Source organism: Janthinobacterium sp. GW823-FHT01H08, assembly GCF_058797855.1.
Genome location: NZ_CM179504.1, coordinates 5,291,637 through 5,312,122, shown reverse-complemented (window position 1 = coordinate 5,312,122; position 20,486 = coordinate 5,291,637). Strand labels below are relative to the sequence as shown.

At 65.1% G+C, this 20,486-nt stretch carries 16 protein-coding genes and 1 tRNA gene; 11 read left to right on the top strand and 6 right to left on the bottom strand.

The genetic code is table 11. From position 1 onward, the window contains the following. Positions 1–105 precede the first annotated feature (105 nt). The 4 genes from AC3RCG_RS23795 (at position 106) to AC3RCG_RS23780 (ending at position 5,148) form a co-directional block, all read left to right on the top strand. On the top strand, positions 106–2,589 hold the full coding sequence (locus tag AC3RCG_RS23795) for an alkaline phosphatase D family protein (protein WP_492401806.1): 2,484 nt from the start codon (positions 106–108) through the stop codon (positions 2,587–2,589). Positions 2,590–2,785: 196 nt separating this feature from the next. Continuing rightward, positions 2,786–3,706: a DMT family transporter gene (locus AC3RCG_RS23790; RefSeq protein WP_070310309.1), complete on the top strand. Its 921-nt coding sequence runs from the start codon at positions 2,786–2,788 to the stop codon at positions 3,704–3,706. Between the two features lie 29 nt (positions 3,707–3,735). Then, complete coding sequence (locus tag AC3RCG_RS23785; protein WP_070310373.1) at positions 3,736–4,125, top strand: methylglyoxal synthase; 390 nt, start codon at positions 3,736–3,738, stop codon at positions 4,123–4,125. Positions 4,126–4,218: 93 nt separating this feature from the next. Next, entirely contained in the window at positions 4,219–5,148 is a 930-nt protein-coding gene (locus AC3RCG_RS23780) for a quinone oxidoreductase family protein (protein ID WP_070287925.1), read from the top strand. A 181-nt stretch (positions 5,149–5,329) separates the two neighbouring features. On the opposite strand, the gene AC3RCG_RS23775 is transcribed toward AC3RCG_RS23780, so the two are convergent. Beyond that, positions 5,330–5,959, bottom strand: coding sequence for a DUF4136 domain-containing protein (locus AC3RCG_RS23775; RefSeq protein WP_070287869.1), 630 nt, complete (start codon positions 5,957–5,959; stop codon positions 5,330–5,332). A gap of 198 nt (positions 5,960–6,157) precedes the next feature. Between AC3RCG_RS23775 and pepN the strand changes: the two genes are divergently transcribed. From pepN to AC3RCG_RS23760, 3 genes are all read left to right on the top strand, one after another. Beyond that, on the top strand, positions 6,158–8,812 hold the full coding sequence (pepN, locus tag AC3RCG_RS23770) for an aminopeptidase N (protein WP_492401807.1): 2,655 nt from the start codon (positions 6,158–6,160) through the stop codon (positions 8,810–8,812). 135 nt (positions 8,813–8,947) lie between these two features. Continuing rightward, positions 8,948–9,949 (top strand): class 1 fructose-bisphosphatase, encoded by a 1,002-nt coding sequence (locus tag AC3RCG_RS23765; RefSeq protein WP_034747152.1) that lies wholly within the window; start codon positions 8,948–8,950, stop codon positions 9,947–9,949. Between the two features lie 117 nt (positions 9,950–10,066). Further along, a tRNA-Thr gene (locus tag AC3RCG_RS23760) sits at positions 10,067–10,142 on the top strand. 74 nt (positions 10,143–10,216) lie between these two features. Here AC3RCG_RS23760 and AC3RCG_RS23755 read toward each other — a convergent pair. The 4 genes from AC3RCG_RS23755 to AC3RCG_RS23740 form a co-directional block, all read right to left on the bottom strand. After that, positions 10,217–10,627: a cupin domain-containing protein gene (locus tag AC3RCG_RS23755; RefSeq protein WP_070223522.1), complete on the bottom strand. Its 411-nt coding sequence runs from the start codon at positions 10,625–10,627 to the stop codon at positions 10,217–10,219. 77 nt (positions 10,628–10,704) lie between these two features. Continuing rightward, positions 10,705–11,526 (bottom strand): AraC family ligand binding domain-containing protein, encoded by an 822-nt coding sequence (locus AC3RCG_RS23750; RefSeq protein WP_492401808.1) that lies wholly within the window; start codon positions 11,524–11,526, stop codon positions 10,705–10,707. Positions 11,527–11,624: 98 nt separating this feature from the next. Next, complete coding sequence (locus AC3RCG_RS23745; RefSeq protein WP_492401809.1) at positions 11,625–12,713, bottom strand: porin; 1,089 nt, start codon at positions 12,711–12,713, stop codon at positions 11,625–11,627. A gap of 9 nt (positions 12,714–12,722) precedes the next feature. After that, positions 12,723–14,597, bottom strand: a complete 1,875-nt coding sequence (locus AC3RCG_RS23740; RefSeq protein ID WP_492401810.1) for an amidohydrolase — start codon at positions 14,595–14,597, stop codon at positions 12,723–12,725. 244 nt (positions 14,598–14,841) lie between these two features. Between AC3RCG_RS23740 and AC3RCG_RS23735 the strand changes: the two genes are divergently transcribed. Beyond that, the gene (locus AC3RCG_RS23735; protein WP_409027934.1) at positions 14,842–15,540 is read left to right on the top strand and encodes a YoaK family protein; all 699 of its coding nucleotides are present in this window, start codon (positions 14,842–14,844) and stop codon (positions 15,538–15,540) included. An 8-nt stretch (positions 15,541–15,548) separates the two neighbouring features. Continuing rightward, the gene (locus AC3RCG_RS23730) at positions 15,549–18,623 is read left to right on the top strand and encodes a sensor histidine kinase (RefSeq protein WP_492401811.1); all 3,075 of its coding nucleotides are present in this window, start codon (positions 15,549–15,551) and stop codon (positions 18,621–18,623) included. On the opposite strand, the gene AC3RCG_RS23725 is transcribed toward AC3RCG_RS23730, so the two are convergent. Beyond that, positions 18,597–19,229, bottom strand: coding sequence for a response regulator (locus tag AC3RCG_RS23725; protein WP_492401812.1), 633 nt, complete (start codon positions 19,227–19,229; stop codon positions 18,597–18,599). The genes AC3RCG_RS23730 and AC3RCG_RS23725 overlap by 27 nt on opposite strands. A gap of 198 nt (positions 19,230–19,427) precedes the next feature. Here AC3RCG_RS23725 and AC3RCG_RS23720 point away from each other — a divergent pair, with 198 nt between their 5' ends. Both AC3RCG_RS23720 and AC3RCG_RS23715 read left to right on the top strand, forming a co-directional pair. Beyond that, positions 19,428–20,114, top strand: a complete 687-nt coding sequence (locus AC3RCG_RS23720; protein ID WP_035828118.1) for a hydrolase — start codon at positions 19,428–19,430, stop codon at positions 20,112–20,114. Between the two features lie 72 nt (positions 20,115–20,186). Beyond that, positions 20,187–20,468: a XapX domain-containing protein gene (locus AC3RCG_RS23715; RefSeq protein ID WP_492401814.1), complete on the top strand. Its 282-nt coding sequence runs from the start codon at positions 20,187–20,189 to the stop codon at positions 20,466–20,468. The last annotated feature ends 18 nt before the right edge of the window (positions 20,469–20,486 follow it).

Genomic DNA, 20,486 nt, shown 5'->3' with positions numbered 1-20,486 from the left:
CATTTTAGCATATCGGCCCCCTGCGAAGCGGCATGGCTCCGTCATCAGGATGACACAATCTGTTGCTAAAGTGACGCGCTTTCACCATATCGAGGGCGCGACATCATGGCAAGTCAAATGGACAGGCGGCAATTTCTGAAATTGGGCGGCTTTATTACGGTTTCCGTGGCCACCGTCGGCCTTGCCGCCTGCGGCAGCACCGATCACAGCGATCCTGGCGTGCCGCTGGCCTCGGGCAGCGACTGGAAATTCCCGCAAAGCGTGGCCTCGGGCGATCCGCGCGCCGACAGCGCCATGCTGTGGGCGCGCGTCGTGCCAGCCAGTTTCGACGCCGTCGCGCCCGCCGTGGCCGGCAAGTCGGACGTGGCCGTGCGCCTGATCGTCAGCGCCAGCGACAATACGGCCGCCCTGGGCGGCAATACGGCCCTGGCCGGCACGCCCATCGTCGACGCCAAGCTGCCCCTGAAAGCCGATTTCGACAATACCCTGCGCCACAAGGTGACGGGTCTGCAGCCGGGCCAGGTGTATTTTTACCAGTTCATCGCCGGCGACGTGCGCTCCAACGTGGGCCGTTTCAAGACGGCGCCCGCCGCCACTGCCGACGTGTCGCAGCTGCAGTTCGCCTATCTGACGTGCCAGGACTGGAGCATCAACCATTGGGGTGCGCTGTCGCACATCGCCGCCAACGAATCGCTCGATTTCATCGTCCACCTGGGCGATTACATCTATGAAACGGTGGGCGAGGCCTTCCAGAGCGGCGCCGTGGAAAGCCGCCACGACCAACTGAAATTGCCCGACGGCACGTATAAAAGCGGCACCTCCGGCGCGAAATACGCGACCACGGTGGCCGATTACCGCTACCTGTACAAGAAATACCGCACCGATACGCGCCTGCAAGCCGTGCACGAGCGCTTCGCCTTCATCGCCATCTGGGATGACCATGAATTCACGGACGACGCCTGGCAGGATGCCTCCACCTACGAAGGCATCGTGGCGCTTGATGGCAGCGATCTGCACCAGCCGGCCCGCCGCCGCAGCGCCAACCAGGCATGGTTCGAATACATGCCGGCCGACGTCACGTTCGATGCCGCCGCGACAACGTTCCAGAACATCCAGATCTACCGCGATTTCCAGTTCGGCAAACTGATGCAGCTGGTGATGACGGACGAGCGCCTGTACCGCGCCGACCATGCGATCGCCGAATCGACGATCAACCCCGCCACGGGCAAGCCGCTGGGCAGCATCGGCAGCCGCTACCTGGTGCCGCAAGCGCTGTTCGACAGCGTGGAAGGACAGAAAATGGCAGCCGCCACCAAGGCTGGCGCCGACCCGCTGGCCTTTGTTTCCATGCTGGGCAGCACGCAGCGCGACTGGTGGAAAAGCAAGATGAAGGCGGCCACCTCGACCTGGAAGCTGTGGGGCAATGAAGTGTCCCTGCTGCGCATGGGCCTGAATGGCACGGATGCGATTGCCACTTTGCTGGCCCTGAGCGCGATGTCGAACGTGGGCCAGGCCATCGCCAGCACCTTGCCGCTGGTGGGCGGCAGCGTGCCGCTGGCCTCAAGCATCGTCGCCGCCTCGACGGCAGGTGCATCGCAGTCCGTGGCGCAGGCGGCGGCCATGGCGATTGCCGGCGCGGCAGCCAACGCCGGCGCGCAGGGCGCCGCTGCCGTGGGCGCCGGTTTGAGCGCGGCCCAGGCCGGCATCACGGTGGCCGCCTACAACAGCGCCACGCCTGCGGCCGCCGCGCAAGTGATCGCCTTCGGCTGGATCAAGCCCGACGTGCAGGCCAAGGGCGCGGCGTCCAGCTTTGTCGCCGCGTCGGGCCAGCAAGCGGCGCTGGCGCCGTTCTTCACGCGCTTTCTGCTCAATTGCGACCAGTGGGATGGCTACAACAGCGAGCGCAAGAATTTGATGACGTACCTGAAAAACAACGCCATCGGCAACGTGGTCGCCATTACCGGCGATATCCACTCGTTTTTTGCCGGCACGGTCAGCGACGACTTCGACGCGGCCGGCGGCGGCACGCCCGTCATGGTGGACCTGGTCTCGGCGGGCGTCAGCTCGGATTCCTTCTTCAGCTACCTGAAGTCGGCCGCTGGCGCCTTGGGCGACATCGGCACTCTCGTCAGTTATCCGTTGGCCATTCCCGTCACGGGCCTGGGCACGGTCAACCTCGACGTCAACCTGCTCGACTACACCATGGGCAAGACGGCGCCCACCGTCGACAGCCTGCTGGAGCAGTTGCGCGTGCAACTGCGCGGCGCCCTGGCCGCCAAGGGCGTGCCGGAAGCGCAGCTCGACGCAACGGTCTCTGCCGTGCAGGCTGGCTTGAAAGCGAGCACTGACTTCAGTGTGACCCTGCTGGGCCTGGCGCAGCAATTGTCCGGCCTTGGCAACAATCCGTGGATCAAGCATTTGAATACGGATGCGCAGGGCTACACGGTGGTCACCTTGACGCCAGGCAAGCTGGTGGCGCAGTTCAAGCAGGTGAATAAACTGATCGGCACGGCGGCGCCGTCGAACGTGATTGCGCGCGTGACGACGGCCACAGTGACGGCGGGCGCGGCGGCGGTGGTGGTGGCATAAAGGGTAGGTCGGATTAGCGCGGCGATGCTGCGCGTAATCCGACAACATGGTTGGCGGGGATGGGGGGCGGGTTACGTTGCGGTGGTGTCGGGTTACATTGCGGTGGTGTCGGTTTACGCCCTTTGGGCTAACCCGACCTACGCCCGACCTACGCCCCACCCACGCCGCCTTTGGCTTTTGCCATTACAATCTGGGCATGAGCTCCAGTTCCCCGCAAGCAACCCCTCCATCTATTCCCCGTTCCGTCTATCTCGGTGGCCTGGCCATCGCCGTGGGCGGGGCGGTGCTGTTTTCCACCAAGGCCATCGTCGCCAAGCTGCTGTACCGCTACCAGATCGACGCCGTCACCCTGATCGCCTTCAGGATGATCTTCTCGCTGCCCGTGTTCGCCGTCATCGCCTGGTGGAAGATGCGCACGGAGCCGCCACTGTCGGTCAGCGACCGCTGGCGCCTCGTCGGGCTGGGCCTGGTCGGCTATTACCTGTCCAGCTATCTGGACTTCCTGGGCCTGCAATACATTTCCGTGGGGCTGGAGCGCCTGATCCTGTTTCTCACGCCCACCTTCGTGCTGCTGATTACCACCGTGTACTTCAAGCAGCGCATCAGCCGCCTGCAATGGCTGGCCTTGCTCACCTCGTATTGCGGCATCGTGCTGGTGTTCGTGCACGACTTGCAGGGCGGCGCCAGCAATGTGGCGCTCGGTTCCACCCTCGTGTTGGGCTCGGCCTGCTCGTATGCCGTGTATCTGCTGGGCTCGGGCGAGCTGGTGAAACGTATCGGCTCCATGCGCCTGGTCAGCTACGCGATGTGCGTGGCCAGCTTTGCCTGCATCGCTCAATTTTTCATCCTGCGCCCCGTCGAACTGCTGATCCAGCCCATGCCCGTGTATGGCTTGTCCTTGCTCAACGGCATCTTTTGCACGGTGATGCCCGTCTTTATGACGATGATCGCCGTCGAACGCATCGGCGCGCCCGTCGCTTCGCAGGCGGGCATGATCGGCCCCGTGTCGACCCTGTTCCTCGGTGCCATGATCCTCGACGAACCGATCACCAACTGGCAACTGGCTGGCACCAGCCTGGTATTGGCCGGTATTTACTTGCTGTCGAAAAAGAAATAATTCTTCCACTCACTGAAATGGTCCGCACCATGAAAACACGCATCGCCCTGATTGCCCACGACAAGAAAAAAGATGACATGATTACCCTGGCGGGCGAATACTTGGATTTCCTCAAGAGCTGCGAACTGTCGGCCACGGGCACGACGGGCGGCCGCCTGATCAACGAGCTGGGCCTGGCCGTCGAGCGCAAGCATTCGGGCCCGTTCGGCGGCGACTTGCAGATCGGCTCGCTGCTGGTGGAAGGCTTGATCGATTGCGTGATTTTCCTGCGCGACCCGATGACGCCGCAGCCGCACGAGCCGGACATCAACGCCCTGGTGCGCGCCTGCGACGTGCACAACGTGGCGTGCGCAACGAATCTGTCGTCGGCGCATTTGGTGCTGTCGCAGCTGCAGGCGCGGGCCAGCGCGGCCGCCTGACGTTTTTCCCGATTCTTCTTCAAGGAGCATATTGTGAGCGCAACGATTACCACCAAAGCCATTCGCGTACAGCGCGTGGGCGGCCCGGAAGTGATGGAATACGTGGACGTGGAACTGCCGCCGCCCGGCCCCGGCGAGGCGCGCGTGAAACACGAGGCCATCGGCCTCAATTTCATCGACGTATATTTCCGCACGGGCTTGTATCCGCAGCCGCTGCCGAATGGCTTGGGCGTCGAGGGCGCGGGCATCGTCGAGGCGGTGGGCGAGGGCGTCACGGAAGTGAAGGTCGGCGACCGCGTGGCGTATGCGGCGCGCATCAATGGCGCCTATGCGCAGCAGCGCAACCTGCCGGCGGCCCTGCTGCTGGTGCTGCCCGAGCGCATCGGTTTTGATACGGCCGCCGCCATGATGCTGCAAGGCTTGACGGTGCAATACCTGTTCCACCGCACGGTGGCGCTGAAGGCGGGCGATACCGTCCTGTTCCACGCGGCCGCTGGCGGTGTGGGCCTGATCGCCTGCCAATGGGCCAAGGTGCTGGGCGTGAACCTGATCGGCACGGCCGGTTCCGATGAAAAGGCGGCGCTGGCCAAGGCGCACGGCGCGGCCCACGTCATCAACTACAACACGGAAAACTTCGTCGAGCGCGTGCGCGAGATCACGGGCGGCAAGGGCGTCTCCGTGGTCTACGATTCCATCGGCAAGGACACGTTTACGGGCTCGCTCGACTGCCTGGCGCCGCTGGGCATGATGGTCAGCTTCGGCAACGCTTCCGGTCCCGTGCCGGCCTTTACGCTGAGCGAACTGGCCTCGCGCGGCTCGCTCTTCATCACGCGCCCGGCCCTGTTCAGCTATGCCTCGAACCGCGCCAACCTGGAAGAGATGGCGGCCTCGCTGTTCGGCGTCGTCAGCAGCGGCGAAGTGCAGATCGAGATCAACCAGCGCTACAGCCTGGCCAATATCGCCCAGGCGCACGCGGACCTGGAAGGGCGCAAGACGACCGGTTCGACCATCATCGTGCCATGAGCGGCCCACATGACGGCGCGCCGAAGTTCGGCCGCCTGCTGCTCGTGCTGTTATTGGCCGTGGCCCTGATCGGCGCGCTCACCTTTGCCGCCGAGGCGTATTACTCATAGGCATAAAACAGGCATGAAAAAACCGGCTGGCGCATCGCTGCACCAGCCGGTTTTTTTGTCTTGCCACGAAATTATTCTATTTTCACTTCGACCTTGCGTGGCACGCCGCTCTGGCCGGGGAAGTCGGCAAAGGCGCTCGCCACCATGGCGGGCATCACTTGCGACGTGGCGCGCTTGTTGCTGGTCGATTGCACGGTCACGTCGTACAGTTTCTTGCCGCTGCGGTCATTGATCGTCACACGCAATTCGCGTTCGTACTTATGGCGTACGCTCTCTTCCATTTCCAGCGGGCCATACCAATAGGGGTTGTAGCCGAAGCGGCCATAGCCTGGCCATGCGCCGTAGCGGTAGCCGTAGCGGCCAGGCCAGTAGCCAGGACCATACCAGAATGGGTCGGTGGCTTGCAGCACGCGCTCAGGATAGTCGACGGTGGAAAAATGCATTGCCACGCGCAAATTGGCTGCCGCAGGGCCGGAAGCCTCGCCGAAGCCGTGCTTGGCCAGTTCCGCGCGCACCAGGTTCTGGTAGCTGCGGTATTCCAGCGTGTCATTTTCGGCATCTGGCGTTTCAAACGCATACGATTTGTCCTGCAATTGCGCAGGCCACTCATGGAAGACGGTCACATCGCTGCGTATGGTGGTGGCGCATCCGGTCAGCAACACGGTCAATGCGGCCATCATGATGGTGAGATATCGTTTCATTGCATGACCTCCTGATTAGTAGACGCAATTCATCGCTTAGTATTATAAGAATAGTTCTATTTGTTTCTATTCATTATTACAGAATGTTACCTGGTATGTCGGCGTGTAAGGGAATCCAACATTCCTGAGCTGAATCGCGACCATCGGGGGCTGGTGTTGGTAAAATAGGCTTTTGCCTCCGCTCCCACCCAAATCCCTATGCGCACAGACAGCCCTCAGACGATTTACCGCAAAGATTACACGCCGCCCAGCTTCCTGGTCGACAGCGTCGAACTTGGTTTCGATCTTGATCCCGCCCGCACAGTGGTGGCGAGCCGGATCCGCATGCGCCACAACCCGGCCAGCACCAGCCGCAGCATCGAATTGCACGGCGAACACATCGAACTGGTGATGGTGCGCCTGAACGGCAAGCAGCTGAAACCGTCGCAATACAAGCTGACGGCCGGCATGCTGACCATCCCCAAGGCCCCGGACGATGTTACGCTCGATATCGAGACCGTGCTGGCGCCGCAGGACAATACCTCGCTGTCCGGCCTGTACGTGTCGAACCATAATTTCTTCACGCAGTGCGAAGCGGAAGGCTTCCGCCGCATCACCTTCTTCCCGGACCGCCCGGACGTGATGGCCAAGTACACGGTCATGCTGCGCGCCGACAAGGAACACTATCCGGTGCTGTTGTCGAACGGCAACCTGATCGAAGAGGGCGACCTGGGCGACGGCCGCCATTACGCCAAGTGGGAAGACCCGTTCAAGAAGCCGTCCTACCTGTTCGCCCTGGTCGCCGCGCGCCTGGTATGCCAGGAAGAGCGCTACACGCTCCAGTCCGGCCGCGAAGTGCTGCTGCAGGTGTGGGTGGAAGAGGGCAACCTCGATAAGACCGATTACGCCATGCAGTCGCTGAAAAACTCGATCCGCTGGGACGAGGAACGCTTCGGCCTGGAGCTGGACCTCGATCGCTTCATGATCGTCGCCGTGGGCGACTTCAACATGGGCGCCATGGAAAACAAGGGCCTGAACATCTTCAATACCAAGTACGTGCTGGCCAATCCGCGCGTGGCGACCGACGTCGATTACGCGGGCATCGAAGCGGTGGTGGGCCACGAGTACTTCCATAACTGGACCGGCAACCGCGTGACGTGCCGCGACTGGTTCCAGCTGTCGCTGAAGGAAGGCTTGACCGTGTTCCGCGACCAGGAATTCTCGGCCGATATGATCGGCACGGACACGGGCCGCGCCGTCACGCGCATCGACCAGGTGCGCACCCTGCGCCAGGCGCAGTTCCCCGAAGACGCGGGCCCGATGGCCCATCCCGTGCGTCCCGACTCTTTCGTCGAGATCAATAACTTTTATACGGTCACCATCTACGAGAAGGGCGCCGAAGTGGTGCGCATGTACCAGACCCTGGTCGGCCGCGACGGTTTCCGCAAGGGCATGGACCTGTATTTCGAGCGCCACGATGGCCAGGCCGTGCAGTGCGACGACTTCCGCGCCGCCATGGCGGACGCGAATGGCCGCGACTTTACCCAGTTCGAACGCTGGTACAGCCAGGCCGGCACGCCCGTCGTCACCGCTTCCACGCGCTACGACGCCGCCAGCCGGACGTTCGAGCTGACCCTGGCGCAAAGCTGCCCCGCCACGCCGGGCCAGCCGAAAAAACTGCCTTTCCACATTCCCGTCACCGTCGGCTTGCTGGCTGCCGATGGCAGCGACCTGCCGCTGCACGTGGATGGCGTGGCGTCGAACGGCGCGGCCAGCGTCGTGCTGGAATTGACGCAGGCGTCGCAGACCTTCCGCTTCACGCATGTGACGGAAGAACCCGTGCCATCGCTGCTGCGCGATTTTTCCGCGCCCGTGGTGCTCGAATACGGCTATACCGATGCGGAGCTGCTGCACCTGTTCCGCCACGACAGCGATCCCGTGAACCGCTGGGAAGCGGGCCAGCGCCTGGCCATGGAGCGCCTGCTGAAACTGACCGCCGCCGTCGCCGCCGGCGAGACCCTGGCGCTGGACGACACCTTCATCGCAGCGCAGCGCGCCTTGCTGGCCGACGACACCCTCGATCCTGCCTTCCGCGAGCTGGCCCTGATCCTGCCGTCGGAAACCATCATCGCCGAGCGCATGGCGCAAGTCGACCCGCAGGCGATCCATGCGGCGCGCCAGTTCATGCGCCGCACCATCGCGGCAGCCCTGAAACCTGAATTGCTGGCGCAATACCACGCCAACCAGACGCCGGGCGACTACAGCCCCGACGCCCTGTCGGCCGGCAAGCGCGCGCTGAAAAACCTGGCCCTGTCGTATCTGCTGATCGCGCCCGAAGCGGCTGAGCTGGACCTGGCGCGGCTGCAGTTCGACAATGCCGGGAACATGACGGACCGCGCCGCGGCGCTGGCGGCGCTGATTCATTCCGGCTCGCAGCCGCATGCGCAGGCGGCCTTGACCAGCTTCTATACCGACTTCGAGAACGAGGCGCTGGTGGTCGACAAGTGGTTCGCCATGCAGGCGGCCGCGCCGACGACCGACGTGCAAGCCGTGCGCCAGTTGATGACGCATCCGGCCTTCACCTTGAAGAATCCGAACCGCGCGCGCAGCCTGATTTTCAATTTCACCAACGGCAATCCATCGCAATTCCATGCGTCCGACGGCAGCGGCTACGCCTTCTGGGCCGAGCAGGTCATCGCGCTCGACGCCCTGAACCCGCAGGTGGCCGCGCGCCTGGCGCGCTCCATGGACCGCTGGCGCCGTTACGTGCCGGCGCTGCAAAACCACATGCGCACGGCGCTGGAGCAAGTCGCCGGCCAGGCCAGTTTGTCGAATGACGTGATGGAAGTGGTCAGCAAGGCATTGGCCAATTGACGGCTGTCGGATGACGCCCTGCGGGCTGATCCGACCTACACGGCGTCATGATTTCGTAGGTCGGCTTAGCGCCAACGGCGCGTAAGCCGACAATCACCGCACGAGACGTATTTAAAACACTAACGAAGGGGTTTCATGAAACGCATCAGTCTTACGCAATACCTGGTTGAAGAGCAGCGCTCGAACAACAGCATTCCGGCCGAACTGCGCCTGCTGATCGAAGTCGTCGCGCGCGCCTGCAAAACCATCAGCCACGCCGTCGGCAAGGGCGCCCTCGGTGAAGTGCTGGGCACGGCCGACACGGAAAACGTGCAGGGCGAAGTACAGAAAAAACTCGACATCATCTCCAACGAGATTTTGCTCGAAGCGAACGAATGGGGCGGCCACCTGGCGGCCATGGCGTCGGAAGAAATGGAATCGATCCACCCGATCCCGAACCGTTATCCGAAGGGCGAATACATGCTGCTGTTCGACCCATTGGACGGCTCGTCGAACATCGACGTCAACGTCTCGATCGGCACCATTTTCTCGGTACTGAAGGCGCCGGACGGCATGGGGCAGCCGACGGAGCAGGATTTCATGCAGGCGGGCAGCAAGCAAGTGGCGGCCGGTTACGCCGTGTACGGCCCGCAAACCATGCTGGTGCTGACCTTCGGCAATGGCGTGAATTGCTTCACCCTGGACCGCGAGATGGGTTCGTGGGTGCTCACGCAAAGCAATATGCAGATTCCGCCGACGACGAAGGAATTCGCCATCAACATGTCGAACGCGCGCCACTGGCATCCGCCCGTGAAGCGCTATGTCGACGAACTGCTGGCCGGCGACACGGGCCCGCGCGGCACCAATTTCAACATGCGCTGGATCGCCTCGATGGTGGCCGACGTGCACCGCATCCTGAACCGCGGCGGCATCTTCATGTACCCGGCCGACCTGCGCGACACCTCGATGCCGGGCAAGCTGCGCCTGATGTACGAAGCAAACCCGATGGCCTTCATCGTCGAGCAAGCCGGCGGCGCGGCCACCGACGGCCAGCAGCGCATCATGGACATCGCCCCGCACAAGCTGCACCAGCGCGTGCCCGTTTTCCTCGGCTCGAAGGACGAAGTGGCCCGCGTCACCGCGTATCACGCCGAGTAAAAAAGCCGCACTTTTCCACGATTTTCAGCGGCCCGCAGCCGGGCTGCTAAAAAAATGCAAAAAAGTTCGCGTTGACACTAGCAAATTTTGTGCATTGTTTGTAGAATGTGGGTCTTCGCCGTTGTAGCTCAGTTGGTAGAGCAGCACATTCGTAATGTGAAGGTCGCCAGTTCGATTCCGGCCAACGGCACCAGGTTTCATCAGAAAGCCCGCTGACTTGCAAAAGTCAGCGGGTTTTTTGTTTTTGTCACTGTTATCTTTCCTGCTTCAAATCCACTGATCGTTCTCCACAGTGCGCTCGCCCGCGTCGCCGTCGCCCGTGTTGACCACGCCGCGCGGCTCGATCAGCAGCAGCCTGGTTTCGGCGAGGGCGCACGGTTTATGTTCGACACCCTTGGGCACCACGGCCATCTGGCCGGCAGTGAGCACGATGGCGTGTCCTTCCGCGTAGCCAGGGCCGCGCAGGGCGATGTGCAATTCGCCGTCCAGCACGATGAAGGTTTCATCCGTATCGGCGTGCCGGTGCCATTGGAATTGGCCCAGTACCTTGACGACCTTGAATTGGTAGTCATTCATTTCGGCGATGACGCGCGGCTGCCAGTGCCCCTCCAACAGGGAGACCTTGCCTGCCAGGTCGATGGACCGGCCCTGGCCGCGCGTGGTGGTGGTGATAGTCATGCTGTGCTCCGTTCAAGTGGCGATACAGCCAGAATACGCAGGCGCCTGCCGGCCGTATTGAACGATCGTGGGTGTTTTCAGCCTTGGCCGCTGGCGTAGCGCAGCCAGCGGCCAGGCGTCAGTCCATGGGTTTTCAGGAAATGTCGCGTCATGTGGCTCTGGTCGGCAAAGCCCGCGGCCATGGCGGCCGAGGCGAGCGTGCTGCCTGCCAGCAGCAGGCGCCGCACCCTCTCCAGGCGCCGCATCGTCAGATAGCGGTAGGGGCTGGTGCCATAGAACACGCGAAAGTCGTGCGACAGGCTCCAGCGGTCGCGTCCCGTTGCCGCTTCAAGCTGCGCCAGGGTGACGGCGTGGGTGCAGTGCGCCTGCAAATAGTCGCGCGCGCGCCGCGCCGCCAGGAAGTCGCCTTTTGGACGTTGCGCCGGCGTGCCGGCCACCGCCGCCAGCGCATGGGCCAGCTCGGCCAGCGCCTCGCTCTGTTCCAGCGCTTCGAGCGGGTGGCCGTCGTGCGGCAGCAAGGCGGACGTGGCCGCCGCCAGGCGGGGATCGGTCGACACGCCGCCTTCAATGAAGGGCAGCGCGCGTCCGCCCAGCACATCCTGGAGCAGCGCCGGTTCGATATACAGCATGCGGTAGCGGAAGCCGGCGTCGGTGCCCGCCTGGCCATCGTGCGCCTCGTCCGGGTGCAGGATCATGGTATTGCCGGGCAGGCTGTCGCGCTGGCCGCGGCGGTAGCTGAAACGCTGCACGCCCGCCAGCGTGCGGCCGATGGCGTAAGTGTCGTGGCGGTGCATGGCATAGGCCTTGCCCTTGAACCATGCCTCGATGCGTTCGACTCCTTGCACCGGTTCGGCGCACTTGACCCAGTCGCTGCGCGCTGGCGTTGGTGCTCGCTTCATGATGTTTGTCCGTGGATGCCTGCCCAGGTTGCCGATTGCTGACTGTACCCGCCGCGCGCGGGGTTGTCCACGAAAACCGCCGTATTGGAAATCGTGGCTCAGAAATTGTGCCGGATTCCCAGCGTCACGCCCGACAAGGTGGCGCCCTTGGTTGCTGCGTCGCGTCCCAGGCTGTTGATGGCAAAGTCGGCGACGCCGTTGCTGCCGTTGGCCAGGCGTGTGTAGTAGGCATACAGGCTGCTGCGTTTCGACAGCTGGTAGTCGTAGCCGGCGGTGGCGTGGGTGGCGCCCGTACCGGTTCCCGCGCGCACCGTGCCGATGGTTTCCAGCGCGCCGCCGCTGGCGCTTTGGGCATGCGCCAGGCCGAAACGCAAGCCATGGGGACCGAACTGGCGCGTGGCGGAAAAGTAGGCCGTGCGGCGGCGTAGCTCACCCGTGGGCGTCGCATAGCGCAGGCTTTCCACTGCCACCGCCAGCTGCGTGGCGCTGTCGATCCGCCAGGCGATCGCCAGCTTGCTGCCACGGTCGGTCAGCCCGCGTCCCTGGTAGTCGTGATGGTCTTCCTGCGCCAGGGTGGCGTACAGGGCGCCGCCGTCGTAGATCAATGCGGCCGAAGTCAGTGCCGGATGCGCGCCGCTGGCGGGCCGCTCTTCCCCCATGCCGCGCGCCACGCGCAGCGACCAGCCCTGCCATGGCGGCGACCAGTAATGCAGGCTGTTCTGCTGGCGTCGGTCGAACGAGTAGGTGTTGCTGGTATTGCTATCGTTCGAGGCGGAGCCATTGCCCATCAAGCTCATGTAGCCGGCCGTTGTGGGGTAGAACGGGTCGAGCGCGGATGTGGCGCTGTTGTAGGGCAGGGTCCAGTTGCCGCCAAACAGCGTGCCCCACGGTCCGGCAATGCCGACGCGCGTGTCGCGCGCGGCCAGGCTGCCGGCGCCCGAGTCGGGTGCCAGGGTGCCCTCGACCTGGAACAGCGCCTGCCAGCCGCCGCCCAGGTCTTCGCTGCCGCGAAAGCCGAGCACGGAGCGGTTGTTGGAGACGCGCTGCACGCTGTCGCCGCTGCCGGACGAGTGCAGCGCTTCGAGCGCCACGTTCAGGCGGCCGTACAGCTGCACGTTTTCCTGCGCCTGGCTGGGCAGGGCGGCCGCCAGCGCCAGGGCGCCGGCAGCGCATGAGAATGCACGCATCACCATGCCTCAAAACGCAAAGCAGCTGCAGCCCAGCGCGCCCCAGAAGCCGGAATGGCTGGAGACGGGCACGGAACTCTTGCGCGCCACGTCGTGGGCGTGGGCGTGCACGCCGCAGGCGCCCCGGCACTGGTGCTGTTGCATGGCGCTGGTCTTTTGCGGCGGCGCGGCGCGGTAGTGGCCGGCCACGTTTTTCACGGGCGACCAGTCGGGCAGCACGGGGATGGCTGGCGGCGCCAGATGGGTAAATTCCGCCTGGCCGTAGACGATCTTGCCGCCGACGATGGTGAGCACCGATTCGATCGACTTGATCGCCTCTTCAGCTATGCTGAAAAAATCCGCGCTCAGCACGGCCAGGTCGGCCAGCATGCCTTCCTGGATGCGGCCCTTCTTGCCTTGCTCGCTCGAGAACCAGGCGCTGCCCGCCGTCCACAGTTCCAGCGCCGTGTCGCGCGACAAACGGCTGCCCGCGTCGTACAGGCGCAAGCCGCCCACGGTGCGGCCCGATACCAGCCAGTACAGCGCCGTCCACGGGTTGTAGCTGGCGACCCGGGTGGCGTCCGTGCCGCCGCCCACCGGTACGCCCGAGGCCAGCATGCGGGCGATCGGCGGCGTGGCCTTGGCCGCTTCCGCGCCGTAGCGGTCGACGAAGTATTCGCCCTGGAAGGCCATGCGGTGCTGGATGGCGATGCCGCCGCCCAGCGCCTTGACCCGGTCGATGTTTTTCGGCGTGATGGTTTCGCAGTGGTCGAACATCCAGTGCAGGCCGTCGAACGGGATATCGCGGTTGACCTTTTCAAAGACGGTCAGCATGCGCTCGATCGATTCGTCGTAGGTGGCGTGCAGGCGGAAGGGCCAGCGTTTGGAGACCAGGTGGCGCACGACCTTTTCCAGTTCGTCGTCCATGCCGGGCGCCAGGTCCGGGCGCGGCTCGAGGAAATCCTCGAAGTCGGCGGCCGAAAACACCAGCATTTCGCCGGCGCCGTTATGGCGGTAGTAATCGTCGCCCTGGCCCGGCGTGACCATCTCTGTCCATTTTTCAAAATCCTCCAGTTCGCGGCCCTTGTTTTGCGTGAACAGGTTGTAGGCGATGCGGATGGTCAGCTGCTCTTGTTGCGCCAGTTCCTCGACCACCGCGTAGTCTTCCGGATAATTCTGGAAGCCGCCGCCCGCATCGATGGCGCTGGTCAGCCCCAAGCGGTTGAGTTCGCGCATGAACTGGCGCGTGGAATTGACTTGCAGTTCGCGCGGCAAGGTCGGGCCCTTGGCCAGGGTCGCATACAGTATCATCGCGTTCGGCCGCGCGATCAGCATGCCGGTCGGGTTGCCGGCAGCATCGCGCACGATTTCGCCGCCGGGCGGGTTCGGCGTATTTTTGTCGTAGCCGACCACGCGCAGGGCCGCGCGGTTCAGCAAGGCGCGGTCGTACAGGTGCAGGATGAAGACGGGGGTGTCGGGCGCGGCCGCGTTGATCTCATCGAGGGTGGGCATGCGCCTTTCGGCGAACTGGAATTCGTTCCAGCCGCCGACCACGCGCACCCACTGCGGGTTCGGCGTGCGCAAGGCTTGTTCCTTGAGCATGCGCAGGGCGTCGGCCAGCGAGGGCACGCCTTCCCAGCGCAGTTCCAGGTTGTAGTTCAAGCCGCCGCGGATCAGGTGCAGGTGCGAGTCGTTCAGGCCGGGAATGACGGTGCGGCCACCGAGGTCGATCACGCGGCTGTCCGGCTTGCGGTGGCGCATGACGTCGTCGGCATCGCCGACAGCGAGGAATTTGCCGTCGGCGATGGCCACGGCGCTCGCCTGCGGGCACGACTTGTCGACGGTGTGGAAGCAGCCGTTGATCAGTATCAGCGGCGCGGCGGAGGAAAGGGTCGGTTCGGTCATGATGCGGCTCCATGGTGGCAATGCGGGGGAGGCCGGGGCGCGGCCAGGATCTGCGGTCAGTGTAGCCCAGGGCTCGGGAGCGGACACGGGCCAAAAGATCAGGTATGGCAGGTATGGCGGCGCGCCGACTGGTCTAAGGGCGGGTGCGGCGGCGCGCGACATGGATTACCATGCCGGCAGTAGCGGCTGGGCACGCGTCCGGATGCATTTTTTATCGCGGTTTACCGCATCGCAGGGAGTCCTCATGGATCAAGCACCACACAGCCGTTTATACGGCACCAGCCTGGGCTTTTTGGCCGGGTATGTCGATACGCTGGGCTTTATCGCCCTGTTCGGCTTGTTTACTGCCCATGTCACGGGCAACTTCGTGCTGATCGGCGCCGCGCTGGCCGAACCGACGCGTATCCCCATCCTGCTGAAAATCCTCGCCTTTCCCGCCTTTATCGCCGGCATCGTCGTCACGCGCCTGATGGTGCTGGCCATCGAGCGCCGCGGCGGTCCGGCGCTGACCCTGGCCTTCCTGCTGCAATGGATCTTGCTGGCCGGTTTCATGGTGTTCGGCGTGCTGGCCGAGCCGCTCGGCAAGGAAGTGGGCACGCTGGCGATGCTGGCCGGCTTGCTGGGCACGGCCGCCATGGGTGTGCACAGCGCCACCAGCCGTCTGCTGCTGGCGCATCTGGCGCCCACCTCCATGATGACGGGGAACGTGACGCAGATCGTGCTCGACACCGTCGACGTGCTGCGCGGCGCGGCCGATGGCGGCACGCGTGCGCGCTGCGGGAAGTTTTTCTGGCCGCTGCTGGCCTTTGCGCTGGGCGCCATCGCTGCCGGCTTTGGCTACCTGGTCTTCGGTTTCGCGGCGCTGGCCGTGCCGCTGGCGCTGCTGGGCGGCCTGATCGTGGTGGAGCAGCGTAGCGGTCGGACCGCCGTGCCCGTGTCCTGACAGCCGCCATGCGCGCCTTCCTGCTGTGGCTGATGTTCATGCTGGCCAGTCCTTGCGGGCTGGCCATCGATGCCGCACGCGGCATCCATCAGCTGCAGCACACGCGCTGGACGGCCAGTGACGGCGCGCCCGACGATATCATTGTCATGGCACAGGGCAATGACGGTTTCCTGTGGCTGGGCACGCATGCGGGCGTGCGCCGTTTCGACGGCTTGCGCTTCGAGCCCGTGCGCGTGCGCCAGGGCAGCTTTCCCGACACGGTGGCGCTGGCGCTCAAGCGCGCCGCCGACGGCGGCATGTGGATAGGCTGGCAAGTGGGCGGCATCAGCCACGTCAAGGATGGCGTGGTGCGCAATTATGCCGAGCCGCAGGGCGTGCAGGCGGGCGCCATCTGGGGCTTTGCCATCGGCGGCGACGGTGCCGTGTGGGCGGCCGGCGTGTCCGGCATCTCGCGCTTCGATGGCCGGCGCTGGCAGGCGATGGGACCGGCGCAGGGCTACACGGCGCAAAAGGCGTCCGCCGTGTTTGCCGACCGCGATGGCCGCATCGCCGTGTTCAGTGAAAAAGGCCTGTTCATATGGCAGGCGACGCAGTCGCGCTTCGCGCCGCCCATCGGCCGGCTCGACCTGCGCGCGCCGCCGCAGCAGGGGCCGGACGGCCGCATTTACTTGCTGGAGATGCGCGGCATCCGCATCATCGAGTCGCTGGAACGCTACGAGCAGCTCGATCATCGGTGGATTTACCGCGATACCAGCGGCACCAGCGGCAGCATGCTGGTCGACCGCGCGGGTACCTTGTGGTTCGACAGCCAGTACGGCTTGCACCGCACGCGCAGCGGCGGCGCGCTGGCGCCGGGGCAGCTGGGCATCAGCAGCGACACGGAATCGTTCCTGCCGCGCGATGGCTTGAGCAATGTCCTCGTCGGCTCCATGTGCGACGACAATGAAGGCAATGTCTGGGTTTCCACGTACGGCGGCCTGGACCGTTTCCGCCAGGCCGCGCCCGTGGTCCTGCGCACGCGTGCCGCGCCCGATGTGGCCGAAGTGTTCCGTACCCAGGAAATGCTGGCCGGGCCGGCAGGCGCGATGTGGCTGTCGCGCGATGATGTCCTGGGGCCGCTGCTGCTGGCGCGGGCCGACGGCACGGTGCTGCGCGCGCCGCGCCTGGGGCCCGTCAGCGCCATCCTGGCAGCGCCGGGCGGCCTGTGGGTGGCGACCCGCGCCGGCCTGCAGCAGCTGGCTGGCGAGGATGGCCGCGTGCTGCGCACGATCGCCTATCCCTCGGGCGCGGCCGCGCTCAAGCGCATGCGCGCCGGCGTGCTCGCGCCCGATGGCAGCATCTGGGGCGTGTTCAGCGGCGCCGGGGTTTTCCAGTACCGAGACGGGGCCTGGCGGCGCGAACCGCTGCTGCCCGATGGCGGCGCGAAAGTCCCGCTGGCGCTGCTGGCCGACGCGGCCGGGCGCCTGTGGCTGTCGTATGCCGATGGCAGCGTCGCCATGCTGGAAAAGGGGCGGCTGCACGCCTTCGGTCCCGCCCAGGGCCTGGACCTGGGCAAGATTCCCATGCTGATCGAATACCACGGGCAGGTGTGGGCGGGCGGGCAGCGTGGCGTGGCGCTGTGGCGCGGCGGCCGCTTCGTCGCCCTGCGCAGCGAGCCGGCCAGTGCCACCGAGGGCGTGGTGGGCCTGCTGCGCGCGCGCGACGGCAGCCTGTGGCTCAATCATGGCAGCGGCGCCGCGCAGATTCCCGCCGCGCAAGTGGAACTGGCGCTGCGCGACGCCGCCCATGCCATGCGCGCCACCTCGTACGACGCCGTCGATGGCTTGAACGGCAGCATCGGCATGCTGCACAACCGCTCGGTGGCCGAAGCGGACGATGGCAAGATCTGGTTTTCGCGCCAGAGCGCGACGTTCTGGATCGATCCGCGCCAGGCGCTTGCGGCCTTGCCGGCGCCGCGCGTGGAAATCGGCGCGCTGCTGGCAGACGGCCGGCGCGTCGATCCGCCCGCAAGCGCGGGCCTGCAGCTGGCGGCCGGCACGCGCGACGTGCAATTTCATTACAACGCCGCCAGTCTGGGCACGCCGGAGCGTTTGCAGTTCCGCTACCGGCTCGACGGCTACGATACGCAGTGGCAGCAGGCGGGCGGGCGGCGCCTGGCGCAGTACACGGGCCTGGGTCCGGGCAGCTACCGCTTCGAAGTAATAGCGGCGAATGGCGACGGCGTGGACAGCGCTGTGGCGCAACTGCCGTTCCGCGTGCTGCCCGCCTTTTACCAGACCTGGTGGTTCCGCAGCCTGTGCGCGGCGCTGCTGCTGGCCGCAGCGTACGGCGCCTACCGCTGGCGGCTGCGCCAGCACGCCGCGCGCCTGCAGGTGCGGATGGAGGCGCAACAGGCCGAGCGCGAACGCATCGCGCGCGAGCTGCACGATACCCTGCTGCAGGGCACGCAGGCGATGATCCTGCACTTTCACAATGCCAGCATGGCCATCGCCGAGGATGATCCCGCGCGCGCCGCCATGCTGCGCGCGCTCGACGATGCCGACCGCATGCTGGGCGAGGGGCGCGACCATGTGCACGACCTGCGCGCCGGCGACGATGGCGGTGCGCGCTGGAGCGCCATCCTGCGGCGCGAAGGCGAACGGCTGGCGGCGCAGCACGGCATCGTGTTCCGCTATGCGGAGGAGGGCGAGGCGCGCATGCTGCATGCCCGCGCCGCGCACGAAATCTACCGCATCGCCAGCGAAGCGCTGCGCAATGCCTTCCAGCACGCGCGTGCGCAGGTGGTCGAGGTGGCGGTGCGCTATGCGCGCGGCGGCATCGAACTGGTCGTGCGCGACGATGGCCAGGGCTTGCCGCCGGTGGTCGCGGCGAACAGACAGATTCCCGGACACTGGGGCATGCCCGGCATGCGCGAGCGCGCCGCCAGGCTCGGTGCGCGCCTGTCCGTGGACGGGCGCGACGGGGACGGCACGCAGTGGCGCCTGCGGGTACCGGCGCGGCGCGCCTGGCCGGCGGCGCACGGGCCCTTGCGCCGCTGGTGGCAGCGCTGGCGCCGTTCAGGCGTCGAGGATGCCACGCCGTAGCGCGATGGTGACGGCGTGGGTGCGGTCCCTGGCGCCCAGCTTGGCGAGGATGGTGCTCATGTGCGCTTTGACGGTTTCTTCCTTGATCTGCAGCAGGGCGCCCGTTTCGCGGTTGGAATTGCCTTGCGCGACCTGCTTGAGCACGTCCAGTTCGCGGTTCGACAGCACGTCGCTGCAGGCATACAGGGCCAGCTCCGCCTCGATCTCGGGCGTGATGTGGCGCCGTCCCGCGTGCACGTTCTGTATCGCCGCCAGCAATTCGTGGCGCAGCGCGCTTTTCAGCACATAGCCGCACGCGCCCGCGCGGATGGCGCGCAGCACCTGCGTATCGCCCTTGTAGGTGGTCAGCACGATGATGCGCGCCTGCGGATGGCGCGTGCGGATGGCGCCGATGGCGTCAAGACCGCTCATGCGCGGCATCTGCAAATCCATCAGCGTGACATCGGGCTGCAGCGCGTCAAATTGCTGCACCGCCTGCTGGCCATCGGTGGCCTGGCCCACCAGCGCCACGCCGGGAAAGGCGCGCAGCAGGGCCGCGATGCCGTCGAGAAGCAACTGGTGGTCGTCGGCGATGAGGACGCGTATCGGTGCCGTATCGCTGCGCATGACGTTGCCTGGCAAAGAGGAGTGATCGATCAAGAGTCGTCGGAAGATGGTAAGCAAAAGGTATTTTACCGCAGCGCCCGCCAGCCTGCAGAGGGGGATTGCTCGGGGGGAGCCTATATTTAGATAGTGGTGCGGGCACGCCGCCAGGCATACGATGCACGGCAGTACCCACTCAACCCTTTCTTCATGGATGACATCATGACCAATCCGAAACTGGAAGTCCTTACCCCCGACAATTGCCAGATCATCTTCATCGACCAGCAGCCGCAAATGGCGTTCGGCGTGCAGTCGATGGACCGCCAGGCGCTGAAAAACAATACCGTGGGCCTGGCCAAGGCCGCCAAGGTGTTCAACATCCCCACCATCATCACCACGGTGGAAACGGAAAGCTTCTCCGGCCACACCTATCCGGAACTGCTGGACGTCTTCCCCGGCAAGGATATCCTCGAGCGCAGCTCGATGAATTCGTGGGATGACCAGAAGGTGCGCGATGCGCTGGCCGCCAACGGCAAGAAAAAAGTCGTCGTCTCGGGCCTGTGGACGGAAGTGTGCAACAACAGCTTCGCCCTGTGCGCGATGCTCGAAGGCGATTACGAGATCTACATGGTGGCCGATGCATCGGGCGGCACCTCGAAGGAAGCGCACGACTACGCCATGCAGCGCATGATCCAGGCCGGCGTGGTGCCCGTGACGTGGCAGCAGGTGCTGCTGGAATGGCAGCGCGACTGGGCCCACAAGGCGACCTATGATGCCGTCATGGCCATCGTGCGAGAACATTCGGGCGCCTACGGCATGGGCGTCGATTATGCCTACACCATGGTGCACAAGGCGCCGCAGCGCATCCATGGCGAACACGCCACCCTGGCGCCGGTGCCGGCCAAGTAAACGCCGCGCGGCCATGCCATGCGCCGCGCGCCTGACCGCGTGCGGCGTTTTTTTTATTGAAAGGAATGCGCCATGAAGTTATATGTGATTTCGCTGGCCGTGGGCTTGCTGGTTGGCATCATCTATGCCGTCCTGCAGGTACGCTCGCCGGCGCCGCCAGCCATTGCCCTGATCGGCCTGCTGGGCATGCTGATCGGCGAACAGATCGTCCCCAGCGTCAAGCGCCTGATGGCGGGCGAAGCCGTGACGGTATCGTGGCTGCGCAGCGAATGCGTGCCGAAGATCAGCGGCGTGGAAGCCAAGCCGACATTGGCCAAGGCACAGTCGCAGCAGCAGGACGACGGCGCCGCCTGAACCCGTTTGCCGAGTCAA